Origin of the sequence: Pseudomonas sp. ok266 (assembly GCF_900110195.1) — a bacterium.
Taxonomy (GTDB): Bacteria; Pseudomonadota; Gammaproteobacteria; order Pseudomonadales; family Pseudomonadaceae; genus Aquipseudomonas; species Aquipseudomonas neuropathica.
Genome location: NZ_FOCU01000009.1, coordinates 50,178 through 64,240, shown reverse-complemented (window position 1 = coordinate 64,240; position 14,063 = coordinate 50,178). Strand labels below are relative to the sequence as shown.

General features: G+C 59.6%; 13 protein-coding genes. 4 read left to right on the top strand and 9 right to left on the bottom strand.

Annotation, left to right across the window (positions count from 1 at the left end):
• Nucleotides 1-111: 111 nt before the first annotated feature.
• On the bottom strand, nt 112-579 hold the full coding sequence (locus tag BMY54_RS17770; protein ID WP_093435088.1) for a hypothetical protein: 468 nt from the start codon (nt 577-579) through the stop codon (nt 112-114).
• A 454-nt stretch (nt 580-1,033) separates the two neighbouring features.
• Between BMY54_RS17770 and BMY54_RS17765 the strand changes: the two genes are divergently transcribed.
• Both BMY54_RS17765 and BMY54_RS17760 read left to right on the top strand, forming a co-directional pair.
• Entirely contained in the window at nt 1,034-1,969 is a 936-nt protein-coding gene (locus BMY54_RS17765; RefSeq protein WP_064391361.1) for a chemotaxis protein CheV, read from the top strand.
• 166 nt (nt 1,970-2,135) lie between these two features.
• Nucleotides 2,136-2,942 carry an MOSC domain-containing protein gene (locus BMY54_RS17760; RefSeq protein ID WP_093435085.1) on the top strand — a complete coding sequence of 269 codons (807 nt, stop codon included), beginning with the start codon at nt 2,136-2,138 and terminating at the stop codon, nt 2,940-2,942.
• 70 nt (nt 2,943-3,012) lie between these two features.
• On the opposite strand, the gene BMY54_RS17755 is transcribed toward BMY54_RS17760, so the two are convergent.
• The 8 genes from BMY54_RS17755 to BMY54_RS17720 all read right to left on the bottom strand — a co-directional run bounded on the left by BMY54_RS17755 (nt 3,013) and on the right by BMY54_RS17720 (nt 12,357).
• A complete protein-coding gene (locus BMY54_RS17755; RefSeq protein WP_003226701.1) occupies nt 3,013-3,297 on the bottom strand; it encodes a pyrimidine/purine nucleoside phosphorylase in 285 nt (94 codons plus the stop codon).
• Nucleotides 3,298-3,402: 105 nt separating this feature from the next.
• Nucleotides 3,403-3,945 carry a 3'-5' exonuclease gene (locus BMY54_RS17750; RefSeq protein WP_093435082.1) on the bottom strand — a complete coding sequence of 181 codons (543 nt, stop codon included), beginning with the start codon at nt 3,943-3,945 and terminating at the stop codon, nt 3,403-3,405.
• A 70-nt stretch (nt 3,946-4,015) separates the two neighbouring features.
• Nucleotides 4,016-5,977, bottom strand: coding sequence for an acetyl/propionyl/methylcrotonyl-CoA carboxylase subunit alpha (locus BMY54_RS17745; RefSeq protein WP_093435080.1), 1,962 nt, complete (start codon nt 5,975-5,977; stop codon nt 4,016-4,018).
• A 111-nt stretch (nt 5,978-6,088) separates the two neighbouring features.
• The gene (locus BMY54_RS17740) at nt 6,089-6,886 is read right to left on the bottom strand and encodes an enoyl-CoA hydratase/isomerase family protein (protein ID WP_093435077.1); all 798 of its coding nucleotides are present in this window, start codon (nt 6,884-6,886) and stop codon (nt 6,089-6,091) included.
• The gene (gene atuD, locus BMY54_RS17735) at nt 6,883-8,040 is read right to left on the bottom strand and encodes a citronellyl-CoA dehydrogenase (protein ID WP_093435074.1); all 1,158 of its coding nucleotides are present in this window, start codon (nt 8,038-8,040) and stop codon (nt 6,883-6,885) included. Before atuD ends, BMY54_RS17740 begins: the two co-directional genes overlap by 4 nt.
• Before the next feature lie 30 nt (nt 8,041-8,070).
• The gene (atuC, locus tag BMY54_RS17730) at nt 8,071-9,687 is read right to left on the bottom strand and encodes a geranyl-CoA carboxylase subunit beta (RefSeq protein WP_093435071.1); all 1,617 of its coding nucleotides are present in this window, start codon (nt 9,685-9,687) and stop codon (nt 8,071-8,073) included.
• A gap of 3 nt (nt 9,688-9,690) precedes the next feature.
• A complete protein-coding gene (locus tag BMY54_RS17725) occupies nt 9,691-10,560 on the bottom strand; it encodes an SDR family oxidoreductase (RefSeq protein ID WP_093435068.1) in 870 nt (289 codons plus the stop codon).
• A 12-nt stretch (nt 10,561-10,572) separates the two neighbouring features.
• Nucleotides 10,573-12,357 (bottom strand): acyclic terpene utilization AtuA family protein, encoded by a 1,785-nt coding sequence (locus tag BMY54_RS17720; protein WP_093435066.1) that lies wholly within the window; start codon nt 12,355-12,357, stop codon nt 10,573-10,575.
• A 184-nt stretch (nt 12,358-12,541) separates the two neighbouring features.
• Between BMY54_RS17720 and BMY54_RS17715 the strand changes: the two genes are divergently transcribed.
• On the top strand, nt 12,542-13,165 hold the full coding sequence (locus BMY54_RS17715; RefSeq protein WP_093435063.1) for a TetR/AcrR family transcriptional regulator: 624 nt from the start codon (nt 12,542-12,544) through the stop codon (nt 13,163-13,165).
• A 92-nt stretch (nt 13,166-13,257) separates the two neighbouring features.
• Nucleotides 13,258-14,055 (top strand): substrate-binding periplasmic protein, encoded by a 798-nt coding sequence (locus BMY54_RS17710; RefSeq protein WP_093435061.1) that lies wholly within the window; start codon nt 13,258-13,260, stop codon nt 14,053-14,055.
• Nucleotides 14,056-14,063: the final 8 nt, after the last annotated feature.

Here is a 14,063-nt window from a genome sequence, read left to right as displayed (position 1 = left end):
CGTCGGCTTTCAGTGATTATTTAGTTCGACTTGTCGCTGGCAGGTATGAACTATTCAATTGCGACATTCAACGCTTGTGTACCAAGTGCTTGCGCGGGTACCGAGTGCGGGTCAGGCTTGTCCCGAGTAGGGCAGTTGGGGCAAACGTTTGCCCGTCCGGGGCGGTTGATGGCGGCTTTGGTTGACCTGGAAGGCGAATGCTTCGAGCAGCGAAGCCTGCTCACTTTCATCCAGACTCAGTTGCCCTGTCTGCTGATCGACCAGTTCAAGCTGCCAGGCCATCAATGTGAAGCAATCCTGCAAGGCTTGCAGGGCCTGTTCGTGAAGGTCGACGTGATCCTGATTGAGGTTGAGCAGACTGTAAATGTGCAGGGAAAACTCGGAAATTGCCTCCAGCGCCAGGGCTTCAGCCCTGCGTGCGAGTTTCAGCAGAGTACCGAGCATGCACTCGATGGCGTCCTTGTCATTGCTGATCAATTGCAGATGGCTGAGGCATTCTTCGGACTTGGCCAGGAGTTGCTCGGCCTCGACAAGGAATTCGGGGAAGCGTTGTACCCACTCTTTGCGGTCCATTGGCATGCTTATCTCCACAACGTCATGTCTGATGAGGGAATGCCGTGTGTGGCGACGATCGTGAATCGTCGGGAGATCGCGCCCAGACGTGCAAGTGCACAGACTGAGAGGTTCCAGAGGGCTTGTTTCCACTGAACTGCGATCGCACACAATAGCCTGACTCCGTTCATGCAATGAGAATGGCGTCACATTAATGGCTATTGGATATTGCGAATATCAGGTTGGGCCTGATTGTTACTAGGGGAATCCCTTAGACGCGGGAACCTACCGTGCAAACCGAGGTCGCGCCGCAGAGAATGTAGCAGATGAAAATCACCGGGCCAGTAAACCATGATGTTAATGTGACATCAATGCCTGTTCATGGCATTTTTGATGGGGTCGGGTATGGCAATCAAGAACTGCGATTTGCCGCCGATAACCTCACATAGTGAATTCATCAGAACAAGCCCAGGAGTCATTGATGGCCGGCATTCTCGACACGGTAGACCAACGCACGCAACTGGTGGGTGAGAATCGCCTGGAAATTCTCATGTTTCGACTGGCCGGGCGGCAGTTGTTCGCAATCAACGTGTTCAAGGTTCAGGAAGTGCTGCAACTGCCGAAGCTGACCTTGATGCCGCAGCGTCATCCGTTTGTGTGCGGAGTGGTCAATCTGCGCGGTCAGACCTTGCCGGTCATTGACCTGTCGCAAGCGATCGGTATGCGTCCGTTGGTGCCGGGGCCGAACAGCACGATCATCGTCACCGAATACAACCGCTCGGTGCAGGCCTTCCTGGTGGGCGGTGTGGATCGCATCGTCAACATGAACTGGGAAGCCATTCTGCCGCCGCCGACCAGCGCCGGGCGTCAGCACTATCTGACCGCGATCAGCAAGGTCGACGATCAACTGGTGGAAATCATCGACGTCGAGAAAGTCCTCGCCGAAATCGTCCCGTACAACGCCAAGGTCTCGCGTGAAAAACTCGATGATCCGGTGCTCGAGCGCGCCCGTGGCCGTGAAGTGCTGTTGGTGGACGACTCCAACGTGGCACTTTCGCAATTGCGCGACACCCTCGGCCAGCTCGGGGTAAAAATGCACATTGCCAGCGATGGCCTGAAGGCGCTGAACATGCTCAAGGCCTGGGCCGATACCGGCGTGAACATGACCGACAAGCTGCTGATGATCTTCACCGATGCGGAAATGCCGGAAATGGACGGCTATCGTCTGACCACCGAAATTCGCAACGACCCGCGTCTGCGTGGCCTGTACGTGGTGCTGCATACTTCGCTGTCCGGCAGTTTCAACGATTCGATGGTGAAGAAGGTCGGTTGCGACAACTTCCTCTCCAAGTTCCAGCCGGACAAACTGGTCGACGTGGTTCGCCAGCGTCTGATGCTCGACGAAGTTCCGGCCTGATCACACACCCATTGCAGGAGTGAGCCTGCTCGCGATAGCGGTGTGTCAGCCCCGAATCATTACCTGACACACCGTTATCGCGAGCAGGCTCACTCCACAGTTATTGCTCTTTGATTCCTGATCAAGCTCGTATAGGGTGGCGTTTTTACCCTCCAGGGAGCTGGCCATGCTGCGTCTGAGCGCGCTTTATCGTTACCCGTTGAAATCCGGCAAAGTCGATGTGCTGCACAGTGTTGATCTCGACAAGCTGGGGCTTGATGGCGATCGACGCTGGATGCTCGTGGACGAGGCCAGCGGCCGCTTTCTGACCCAGCGCGCTGAAGCGAAGATGAGTCAGTTGTCGGCGTTATGGAATGCGCAGGGCGGTCTGACCCTTAGTGCGCCGCAACAGCCTCCCATCGAAATCGCATTGCCGGGCAACAACGCAGAACTGCGCGGCGTGACGATCTGGCGCGATACTTTGCGCGTGCCGGATGCCGGTGATGAGGCGGCCCGTTGGGTCAGCGATTTCATCGGCAAACCGACCCGGCTGGTGCAGGTGCCGCTGGATCGCGCCCGGACCACCCAGGCAGGCTTCGGCAAGGATGACGATCAGGTCGCGTTCGCTGACGGATTTCCGCTGTTGTTGATCGGCGAGGCCTCTTTGCAGGACCTTTCGCAACAGGTCGGACGACCATTGGAAATGCTGCGTTTTCGGCCGAACCTGGTGATCGAAGGCAGTGAGGCTTATGCCGAAGACAGTTGGAAGCGCATTCGCATTGGCGATGTTGAATTCCGCGTGGTCAAGCCGTGTTCGCGTTGTATCCTCACCACCATCGACCCGCAAACCGGTGAGCGCAGTGCCGACCGCGAACCTCTGGCCACCTTGCAGAAGTACCGCGCCGAAGCCGATGGTGCGATGTTCGGCCAGAATCTGGTCAACGACAACAATGGCCGACTCGAAGTCGGCATGCCGGTGGAGATTCTCGAGTAATCCGTCTCTGAAACGAAAATGCCCGTGTCCTTGGACACGGACATTTTTTATCGCAGTGAAAGCCGTGGGTTTAGCCGCGGTACTCGCACAGGTAAGCGGTGTCGACCGCAACTTTCAGCTGGAACTTGCTGTTGGCCGGGACGTTGAACTGGCTGCCGGCGGCGAAGGTTTCCCAGTCGCTGCTGTCGGGCAGTTTGACGGTCAGTGCGCCGGAAACCACATGCATGATTTCACGCTGAGCGGTGCCGAATTCGTATTCGCCCGGGGCCATGACGCCGATGGTCGCCGGACCTTCAGCGGTGCCAAAGGCGATCGACTTGACGGTGCCGTCGAAGTACTCGTTGACTTTAAACATGGGCGATTCCTCGAAAAGGGTTAGAAATTGGAGGCGGCCAGTATGCACAAGGCTTTTCGCGCCGTCACCTGCCCGGCGTCTGTCTGGTGAGTTCTCGAATTGACCCTAGAGTGGCAACACCAGTGGCAACAACCGCGCGGTGTTGCGTGCATCTTCCAGTGCCCGATGCTGCTGGCCGCTGAACTGCATGCCAGCCAATTGCAGCGCACCGTTGAGGCCTAATGGACGCTCCAGGCGCCGGGCCTTGGCGAAGCGTTGTTTGAGGTTCATGTGCGGCACTTTGCTCAAGCCACTGTCGATTTGCAGACGCTGCCACTCCTGCAACAACTGCTTGCGGTCGTAATCACCCCAACTGGCCCAGCCTTCAAGGCGTGTCTGATGTTGCGCGAGCCAGCGTTCGAACGCCGGCCAGACTTCGGTCAGCACTTGCGCCGAGTCGATATTGGCTTGGGTGATGTGTGTCAGTTCACGACAGAAAGGCGTGAGCAACGGCCGTCGCGTCGGTTTGACGAAACGCTGGAAGTGATCCTGCTCGCGCCCGGCGCGATCGACCAGGGTGGCGCCGATCTCGATAATTTCCATTTCGGTGACTGGCCAGCCACCCTCATCGGTGGTGGCTTCCAGATCTATGACCAGCCAGTGAGGCATCGCAGGGTTCCTGATTTCCGCGTTCTGATAACTCAGAGCGTAGTCAAAACCCGCACGGGCGTGTGGCTGACTACTCGACCTGCAACAGAACCTGACGATTTTTTACCTGATCGCCGACCTTGACCTGCACCCGCTTGAGCACGCCGTCGATACCGGCCTTGAGCGGGTGCTCCATTTTCATTGCCTCCAGCACCACCAGCAACTGACCTTTACTGACCGGACTGCCTTCGCTGACCAGTACGTCGACGATGGCACCGTCCATGGGGGCTTTCAGGGTGCCGGAGCTGACGCTGGTCTGACTGTCGATCACGGCGTGAGTTCGATCCTCAAGGTGCAGACTGCCGGGATGGCAGAACAACCAGAGTTGCTCGTCATTCAGGCGGTAGGTGTGGCGCTGACGAAGACCGTCAACTTCCAGCGTGACCGACTGGGCATCGTGGTCGATAAGTTTCAATTCAAGCGTGCGGTCGGCTATCTGCACTTTGAACACGCCGTGTGCCTCAGCGAGCAGTTGCACGGTCCAGGTCTGATCGTCGAGGCCGAGGCGATAATGCAGCGGCACATTCGCGTTATTGCGCCAGCCGTTAAGTGGTGCGCGGTGGCTGCGGGCGCTGGTTTGATAGAAAAGTACCGTTGCGATCGCCAGCTGCTCGGCATCCGGAATGGAGCGGTGCAGGCAAGGGTGATCACTGAAGTGCCGGGCGATGAAGGCAGTACTGAAGTCGCCGCTGATGAACTGCGGGTGTTGCAACAGACTGGCGAGCAGGCGCTGATTACTCTGTACACCCAATAGCACCGTGTCCTGTACCGCGCGCAACAGTTTGCGTCGGACTTCCTCGCGAGTCGCACCCCAGGCGATCAGCTTACCGAGCATCGGGTCGTAGAACGGGCTGACCGATTGCCCTTCAAGCAAACCATGGTCGATTCGCGTACCGTGCTGCAGCGCCGGTTCCCAGGCTTGCACTCGGCCTGTTTGTGGCAGGAAGTCTTGCGCGGGATCTTCGGCGTAAAGCCGCACCTCCATGGCATGTCCGTTGAGCTGAACCTGATCCTGGGTCAGCGGCAACGGCTGACCTTCGGCAACGAGCAATTGCCATGCGACCAGATCCAGCCCGGTAATCAGTTCTGTTACCGGGTGCTCGACTTGCAGACGCGTATTCATCTCCAGAAAGTAGAACTGGCCGCGTGTGTCGAGCAGAAACTCAACGGTGCCGGCGCCGACATAGTTCACTGCGCGCCCGGCTTTCAATGCCGCTTCACCCATGGCCTGACGCAACTCGGCGGTCATCACCGGGCAGGGCGCTTCTTCGATGACTTTCTGGTGGCGACGCTGAATTGAGCAGTCACGTTCGCCCAGGTAGATCAGGTTGCCGTGCTGATCGCCGAACAGCTGCACTTCGACATGCCGCGGTTCGATCAGCGCCTGTTCGAGGATCAGTTCGTCGCTGCCGAACGCGTTCAATGCTTCGGAGCGCGTGGTGCGCAGTTGCGCCGGCAGATCAGCCGCATTTTGCAGCAGACGCATGCCGCGCCCACCACCGCCGGCACTGGCCTTGATCATCAGTGGGTAGCCGATTCGCTCGGCTTCACGCAGCAGGGTGGCGTCGTCCTGTTCGGCGCCTTGATAACCGGCGATGCACGGCACACCCGCTTCGAGCATGGCGATTTTTGACTGGCGTTTGCTGCCCATCAATTCGATGGCTTCGACGCTGGGGCCGATGAAGATCAGCCCGGCCTGTTCGCAGGCGCGGGCGAATTCGGCGTTTTCCGAAAGAAAGCCGTAGCCGGGATGGATCGCGTCAGCGCCGCTGCGGCGAGCGGCGTCGAGGATCGCAGGGATGTTGAGGTATGACTGTTGAACGGGGGACGGACCAATGCGAACGGCTTGGTCAGCCATCTGAACGTGCAGGGCATCGGCGTCTGCATCGCTGAAGACGGCGACGGTGCGATAGCCCAAGGCTTGGGCGGTGCGCTGGATGCGGCAGGCGATTTCACCGCGGTTGGCGATCAGGATTTTGTGGATGGCGGGCATGGTGATCTTCCTGAGTATTTGGCGGTGAATGTGATGGCCTCATCGCGAGCAGGCTCACTCCTACATCTGGAATGCATTTCCCCTGTAGGAGTGAGCCTGCTCGCGATGCTTTTAAGTGGCCCACCGAGGTTTACGCTTCTGCACAAAAGCCATGGTTCCCTCCACACCTTCGGCGCCAGTCACTGCTTCGCTAAACCACTGCGCCGCCTCATCGAGCAATTCACTTGAAGGCTGCCCGGCACTCGCCAACAACAATTTCTTGGTCATGGCATTCGCCTCCGGCGCGCAACACAGCACATGTTGCAACACCTCATCCAGCCGCTCAGCCAAGGCCTGCGAATCCTCTTCGACGAAATGCACCAGCCCCAGACCGCGTGCCTGGTGCCCATCGAAACGTGCGGCGGTCAGTGCCAGTCGACGGGTTTCGGTGAGGCCGATGCGCTGCACCACAAACGGCGCAATCTGCGCCGGCAGCAAGCCGAGGCTGGTTTCCGGTAAACCGAATTGCGCCTGATGATCGGCAATCGCGATGTCGCTGACACAGGCCAGACCGAAACCACCGCCGAGCACCGCGCCTTGCAGCACGGTGATCAGCACTTGCGGCGTGTGCTGGGCTTCTTCCAGCAGGGCGCCGAACGCCCGGTTCAGAACGCGATAAGCCTCGGTGCCTTGAGCGCGAGCGCTGGCCATGTCCTTGATATCGCCACCGGCACAGAAATGCCCGCCGGCACCGCTGAGCACCAACGCCCGAACAGCGCGGTCATCACGCACAGCCGCCAGCACCGTGCGCAGTTCAGCCACCATCTGCAGGCTCATCGCATTTCGACTGTCCGGCCGATGGAGGGTGATGTGCAGCACGCCGCCATGCAGTTCCAGCAACAGCGTCTGACATTGCGGCAGGCTGCTCATTTCTTTTTCCCCGGGAGGATGCCCATCAGTTTGCAGATAATCCCCAACATGATCTCGTCGGCGCCGCCGCCAATCGATACCAGCCGGACATCGCGGTAGGCGCGGGCCACCGGGTTGTCCCACATGAAACCCATGCCGCCCCAATATTGCAGGCAGCTGTCGCTGACTTCGCGGCCCAGACGCCCGGCCTTGAGCTTGGCCATCGACGCCAGCCGCGTGACGTCCTGGCCTTTCACGTACTGCTCGGTGGCCTGATAGACCAGCGCGCGCAGGCATTCGATTTCGGTCTGCAATTCGGCGAGGCGGAAGTGGATGACCTGGTTGTCGATCAGTGCATTGCCGAAGGTCTTGCGCTCCTTGCAGTACTCGATGGTGCTGTCGACGCAATATTCCAGCCCCTTGATCATGTTTGCCGCACCGAACAGGCGTTCTTCCTGAAACTGCAGCATTTGCATCATGAACCCGGCGCCTTCATGGCCGATGCGATTGCGCTGTGGCACGCGCACGTTGTCGAAAAACACCTGGGCGGTTTCCGAGCTGCGCATGCCGAGCTTGTCCAGGTGCGAGCTGAGGCTGATCCCCGGCGTGTTCATCGGCACCATGATCAGCGATTTGTTGATGTGCGGTTTGTCGTCCGAGGTGTTGGCCAGCAGGCAGATGAAATCGGCGCTCGGCGAGTTGGTGATCCACATCTTGCTGCCGTTGATCACATAGTCGTCGCCGTCCTTGCGCGCGGTGGTTTTCAGCCCGGCGACGTCGGAGCCTGCACCGACTTCGGAGACGCCGATGCAACCAACCTGCTCGCCAGTGATCGCCGGGCGCAGGAACTCTTCGCGCAATTCATCGGAGCCGAAACGGGCGAGGGCAGGCGTACACATGTCGGTCTGCACGCCGATCGACATCGGAATGCCGCCGCAATGAATGGTGCCGAACTCTTCGGCGGCGACAATCGAATAGCTGTAATCGAGGCCCATGCCGCCGAATTTTTCCGGCTTGGAAATCCCCAGCAAACCGAGGTCGCCGGCCTGGCGGAAAATCTCGTGGATCGGGAAGCGTCCAGCCTTTTCCCATTCATCGACGTGCGGATTGATCTCGTGCTCGACAAATTGGCGGACGATACGGCGCAGGGCTTCGTGTTCCGGGGTGAAGATCATTGTTATTGTTCTCCGTAGGGTCCGTGGCGGTCAGAACCGGCTGACGCCGAAGCTATTGGGTTGCAGCTTGCGAATGTCGGCCTCGTGGCAGATGTCCAGCAAGTAGCCGAGCAGGGTGCGCGTGTCCCGCGGATCGATCAGCCCGTCGTCCCACAGGTTGGCGCTGCCATAGAGAGCGGTAGACTGGCTGTCGAGTTTCTGCGCGGTGACTTGTTCGAGCATGTCGAGCATTTTCGGGTCTGGCGTCAGGCCGTCCTTCAACTGCTTGGCTTCGGTAACGATGCGCAAGACTTTGCCGGCCTGCGCACCGCCCATCACCGCCGTGCGGCTGTTCGGCCAGGCGAAGATGAAGCGCGGATCGAGTCCGCGTCCGCACATCGCATAGTTGCCGGCACCGTAGGAACCGCCGACGACCATCGTCAGTTTAGGCACCCGTGCATTGGCTACCGCTTGAATCAGTTTCGAGCCGTGTTTGATCACGCCTTGCTGCTCGGATTCGGTGCCGACCATGAAACCGGTGGTGTTGTGAAAGAACAGCAGCGGCGTCTGGCACTGATCGCACAACTGAATGAACTGCGCCGCTTTGCTCGCGCCGTTGGGTGTGATTGGGCCGTTGTTGCCGATGAACCCGCAGGCGCGGCCCTGAATCTTCAACTGGCCGCAAACAGTTTGCTGATCGAACTCGCCCTTGAATTCGACGAAGCAGGATTCGTCGGCAATGCGCGCGATGATTTCGCGCACGTCGTAAGGTTTTTTCGGATCGTCGGGGATCAGCCCGAGCAATTCATCGATGGGGTAGAGCGGCTCTTTGTATTGCGGCTCCGGCAACCACGGCAGTTGCTCGTTCCACGGCAACATACGGAGGATTTCACGGACCTGACGCACGCCATCGGCATCGTTTTCAGCGAGGTATTCAGCCGTTCCGGCGACCTGTGCGTGCATCTCGGCGCCACCGAGTTCTTCATCGGTGGCGACTTCGCCGGTGGCCGCTTTGAGCAGTGGCGGACCGGCGAGAAACAGCTTGGCCTTGCCGCGCACCACCACCACGTAATCCGACAGCCCCGGCTGATAGGCGCCACCGGCCGTGGCCGAACCATGCACCACGGTAATCTGCGGCAAACCCATTGCCGACATCCGCGCCTGATTGGCAAAACTGCGCGCGCCTTCGACAAAAATCTCGGCGGCGTAATTGAGGTTGGCGCCGCCACTTTCGGCAAGGGTGATCACCGGGAGTTTGTTTTCCTGAGCGATCTGTTGCAGACGCAGGGATTTTTTCAGGCCAGTGGGCGAGATCGTCCCGCCCTTGATTGCGCTGTTGTTCGCCACCACCATCGCGCGAATGCCGCAGACGTAACCGATACCGGCGATCAGTCCGCCACCGGCGGAACTGCCGTCCTTGTCGTCGTGCAACTTGTAGCCGGCGAGGCTGGCCAGTTCGAGAAACGGCGCGCCGGGATCGAGCAACAGATTCAAGCGCTCACGGGGCAGCAGTTGCCCGCGCTTGTCGAACCTGGCTTTGGCTTCGGTGGCCTTGTTCAACAGGCTCTGTTCGAGTTGCTGCACATGTTCGATCGCCGCGAGCATGGCCGAGCGGTTGCGGGCAAACGCTTCGCTGTGCGGGTCGAGTCGGGACTGGATCTGCGGCATGGCTTACTCCTTGTCCTTCAGCACATCGGGTAAATAGGCGCGGTGAAAGCCGTTGAACGACTCGCTGTGGGTCGCCTTGTGCAACGGCCATGCACGGCTGCCGAGGCTGGCCGCGCCGTCGATTTTCAAGGTGCTGCCACTGATAAATGCGGCGGCCGGGCTCAGCAAAAAAACAATCGCCGCACTGACTTCCGACTCGGTGCCGATGCGCTTGAGTGGCACATGTTCACGCAGGGTCGGAATCACCGCTTTGAATGCGCCTTCGTAAGTGTCCATGCCGCTGGAGGCAATCCAGCCCGGCGCCACCGCGTTGACCCGCACGCCGGTATAACCCCATTCGAACGCGGCAGTTTTGGTGAAGTTGTCCATGCCCGACCGCGCCGCGCCAGAGTGACCCATGCCAGGCATGCCGCCCCACATGTCGGCGAGCATGTTGACGATGTTGCCGCCGTGTTTGCTCATCGACTGGTTGAACACTTCCCGCGCCATCAGAAAACCACCGACGAGGTTGGTGCGCAGCACGGTTTCGAAACCTTTCTGATTGATCGAGGCCAAGGGCGACGGGTACTGGCCGCCGGCATTGTTGACCAGACCGTGGATCGGTCCGTGTTCAGCAATCAATTCGCTGACCAGCTGTTTTACCGCTTCTTCATCGCGGATATCGCAAGCCTTCCAGTGCGCGCGGCCACCGTCCTCGGCGATTTCGTCGGTGACCTTTTGCAGTTTCTCCGGCTTGCGCCCGACCAGCAGCACATTGGCGCCGAGGGCCGCCAGTTCATGGGCGGTGCAGCGACCGATGCCACTGCCGCCACCGGTGACGATGATGGTCTGGCCGCTGAACAGACCGGCGTGGAAAATCGACGCGTAAGCCATGCAAACAATCCTCTAGTCGAGCTGTTCGGCGATGCTCTGCGGCACCGGGATCTGGATTTCCAACAGTTGCTGGGCGAAGGCTTTGCCTTGCGGATCGATGCGCAGACTGGCCACGCCACCACCGCCTAGGGCGTTTTCCAATAGAAAATTCAGGCTGTGGGTGCCGGGCAGATACCAGCGTTCGACGCGGCCGTGGATCGGGTCGAGTACATGATTCATCCAGTCGACAACGACGGCCGGGGTCAGTGCTTCGGCGATCCACGGTAGGTATTCGGGTTTGCGCGGCATCACGCCAATGTTGCTGTGATTGCCCTTGTCACCGGAACGCGCGACGGCCAGTTTCACCAGCGCCACACTGGCATCGGCGCGGCCCTGTGGTTTGGGCGGCTGATGGGGCAGGGGCAAATCCGCGCTGTCGAGTGCGCTGAGCGAAGGCAGGGCGCATGGATAACGTTGACCGGCCATGTCGATCTGTACCGTGCAGGCGCTTTTATCGATCAGGAATGAAAACAGACGAATCAGCGGATACACCGTTGGCCGCCCGCCGACGATGCCGGTCAGCCCCGGCGCCATGCCGGTCGCGGCCTGGGCAATTTCCCGGGAGAACAGTACCAGCGCCTGTTTGCTCGGGTGGCGCACGGCGAGCTTGATCACCACTTCGCGGCTGTCGCGGCGCTGGCCGTGGGGGCCGTAGGTGGCTTCGCTGCCGAGCAGTTCGATGTTGATTTCGCTGTAGGGCGCCCAGCCGCGCTGGCTGAGCATTTGCGAAGTCTTGTCGATGATCGACTGACTGACCCGCTGCGCTTTTTCCACTGCATCGATACCGGCGATCAGGCAACTGGCGGTGCAACGAAACCCGTCCGGGTAGGTGGCGCTGACCTTGTATTTATCGCTCGGTGGCAGGCCTTTGGCGCCGTGGACGTGCACGGCATTCTTGCCTTGTTGCTGAAGTCTGACCCCAGTGAAATCACAGACCACATCGGGCAACAGATAGGCCTGCGGATCGCCGATTTCATACAGCATCTGTTCGCCGACAGTCAGCGGGGTGACCAGTCCGCCGCTGCCTTCGGGCTTGCTGACGATGAACTGGCCGTCGGCGCTGACTTCCACGATCGGAAACCCGATGTGCTCGTAATCCGGCACTTCGCGCCAATCGGTGAAATTGCCGCCGGTGCATTGCGCGCCGCATTCGATGATGTGCCCGGCGAGCGCAGCCTGGGCGAGTTTGTCGTAGTCCTGCCATGACCAGCCGAATTCATGCACCAGCGCCGCACTGACCACCGCGCTGTCGACCACGCGCCCAGTGATGACAATGTCGGCCCCCAGGCGCAGCGCTTCGACAATGCCCGGCGCGCCAAGGTAGGCGTTGGTCGACACGCACATTGGCGGCAGCGGGGCGCCGCTGAACATTTCGGTGATGCCGCTGAGCTGTTTGAGCTGTGGTTGCAGATCATCGCCCAGTAATACGGCGATTTTCAGTGCGACGCCGGCCTTGTCGCAGGCCCCTTGCAGGGCGGCGGCGCAGGCTTGCGGATTGATCCCGCCGGCATTGCTGATCACGCGGATGTTCTGCTCGGCCAGTTGCGGCAGCAGTGGTGTCAGCACGTCGATGAAGTCGCCGGCAAACCCCGCCTGCGGGTCCTTCATGCGTGCCCCGGCCATGATCGACATTGTGATCTCGGCCAGGTAATCGAACACCAGATAATCCAGCTTGCCGCCCTCCACCAGTTGCGCGGCGGCGGTAGACGTATCTCCCCAGAATGCACTGGCGCATCCGATGCGAACGGTGGTGGGCATTTTTATCTCCGACTCAGCAACCTGCGACAGAAGTGTCCTGAGGCTACCAAGCAAGCGCTTGGTTTGTAAACAGTTGAAACTATCTTCTGCCCAAGCGCTTGCTTGGTTGCCGCTGGCGGCTTAAATTGCGCGCAACCCTGCGGTTTCAGGGGGCAACAGACTGATCGACTGTAGGAGAGAACGGGTGGACGAGCAAAAAGCCCTGAGGGTCATGCGCGATTTGGTTGATGAAGGCCAATTGACCGACCCCGACAGCGCCCGCGGCAAATTGCTGCAAGTGGCTGCTCACCTGTTCCGCAACAAAGGCTATGAACGCACCACGGTGCGCGATCTGGCCGGCGCCGTCGGCATCCAGTCGGGAAGCATTTTCCATCATTTCAAAAGCAAGGATGAAATACTCCGGGCGGTGATGGAAGAAACCATCCGCTACAACACCGCGTTAATGCGGGCAGCCCTGGCCGATGCGGCCAATGTGCGCGAACGCGTGCTGGCGCTGATTCGCTGCGAACTGCAGTCAATCATGGGCGGCAGCGGTGAAGCCATGGCAGTGCTGGTTTACGAATGGCGTTCGCTGTCCGAAGAAGGCCAGGCCAAAGTGCTGGCACTGCGCGATGTCTACGAGGACATCTGGCTGCAAGTGCTGGGTGAGGCCAAGGACGCAGGATTTATCCGTGGCGATGTATTTATTACCCGACGTTTCCTCACTGGCGCACTGTCCTGGACGACCACCTGGTTCCGTGCCGGCGGCAGTTTGAGCCTCGATCAGTTGGCCGACGAGGCGCTGATTCTGGTCCTCGAAGCGCGTTGAAGCACTTTCTATCCGGCCGGGAAACTGGCTAACTGGGCGAAACCGCCTAGCTTGAATGCATTGATCGGTATTTTTTCGGGGAGTGGGGTGTTTTGAAGTCTTTGCCAATTCGGACGGCCGCGGGCTTGATGCTCGCAGCGCTGGCTGCATTTTGGGTATTGCCCGCTCAGGCAGCGCAATTGGTCCGGGTCGGCGCGGCGCATTTTCCGCCTTACACCGTTCGCCCGGAAAACGGTGCCGACACAGGCCTTCTGCCGCAATTGGTCGAGGCCCTCAATCGCCTGCAAAGCGACTATCAGTTCGTCCTCGTGCCCACCTCGATTCCCCGGCGTTTCGGTGACTTCAAGCAGGGCCGGATCGACATGGCAATTTTCGAGAATCCCGATTGGGGCTGGAAGGAAATTCCCCACACAGATGTCGACATGGGCCTTGAGGATGCGGAAATTTTCGTCGCACAACGCGAAGATGGCCGGCAGCAGAATTATTTCGCCGACCTCACTGGCAAGCGCCTGGCTCTGTTCAGCGGTTATCACTACGAGTTCGCCAACTTCAACGCTGACCCGAAATACCTCGCACAGAATTACAACGCCACGCTGACCTATTCCCACGACAGCAACCTGCTGATGGTGCTGCGCGGGCGCGCTGATGTTGCCCTGGTGACCCGTTCCTATCTGTTCGATTACCTGCTGCGTAACGAAAAAGTGCGCGACGAGTTGCTGGTGTCGCAGCGCATCGATCAGGTCTATCACCATTACGCGATTCTTCGTCCGACCGCGCCGATCACCGGCGCGGCGTTTGGCAAGTTGTTGCAGGGTTTGCGCGACAACGGTGAAATGCTGAAGATTTTCGATCCGTACAAGATTGCCGTAGTGCCGGTGCCTCACCACTGAGGCAGCGA

Bases quoted from the DNA above. Each gene is read 5' to 3' on its own strand.
- BMY54_RS17720 (WP_093435066.1), bottom strand. From the start codon at position 12,357: ATGCCCACCACCGTTCGCATCGGATGCGCCAGTGCATTCTGGGGAGAT.
- BMY54_RS17725 (WP_093435068.1), bottom strand. From the start codon at position 10,560: ATGGCTTACGCGTCGATTTTCCACGCCGGTCTGTTCAGCGGCCAGACC.
- BMY54_RS17755 (WP_003226701.1), bottom strand. From the start codon at position 3,297: ATGTTTAAAGTCAACGAGTACTTCGACGGCACCGTCAAGTCGATCGCC.
- BMY54_RS17770 (WP_093435088.1), bottom strand. From the start codon at position 579: ATGCCAATGGACCGCAAAGAGTGGGTACAACGCTTCCCCGAATTCCTT.
- BMY54_RS17745 (WP_093435080.1), bottom strand. From the start codon at position 5,977: ATGCCCGCCATCCACAAAATCCTGATCGCCAACCGCGGTGAAATCGCC.
- BMY54_RS17765 (WP_064391361.1), top strand. From the start codon at position 1,034: ATGGCCGGCATTCTCGACACGGTAGACCAACGCACGCAACTGGTGGGT.
- atuD (WP_093435074.1), bottom strand. From the start codon at position 8,040: ATGATCTTCACCCCGGAACACGAAGCCCTGCGCCGTATCGTCCGCCAA.
- BMY54_RS17750 (WP_093435082.1), bottom strand. From the start codon at position 3,945: ATGCCTCACTGGCTGGTCATAGATCTGGAAGCCACCACCGATGAGGGT.
- atuC (WP_093435071.1), bottom strand. From the start codon at position 9,687: ATGCCGCAGATCCAGTCCCGACTCGACCCGCACAGCGAAGCGTTTGCC.
- BMY54_RS17760 (WP_093435085.1), top strand. From the start codon at position 2,136: ATGCTGCGTCTGAGCGCGCTTTATCGTTACCCGTTGAAATCCGGCAAA.
- BMY54_RS17740 (WP_093435077.1), bottom strand. From the start codon at position 6,886: ATGAGCAGCCTGCCGCAATGTCAGACGCTGTTGCTGGAACTGCATGGC.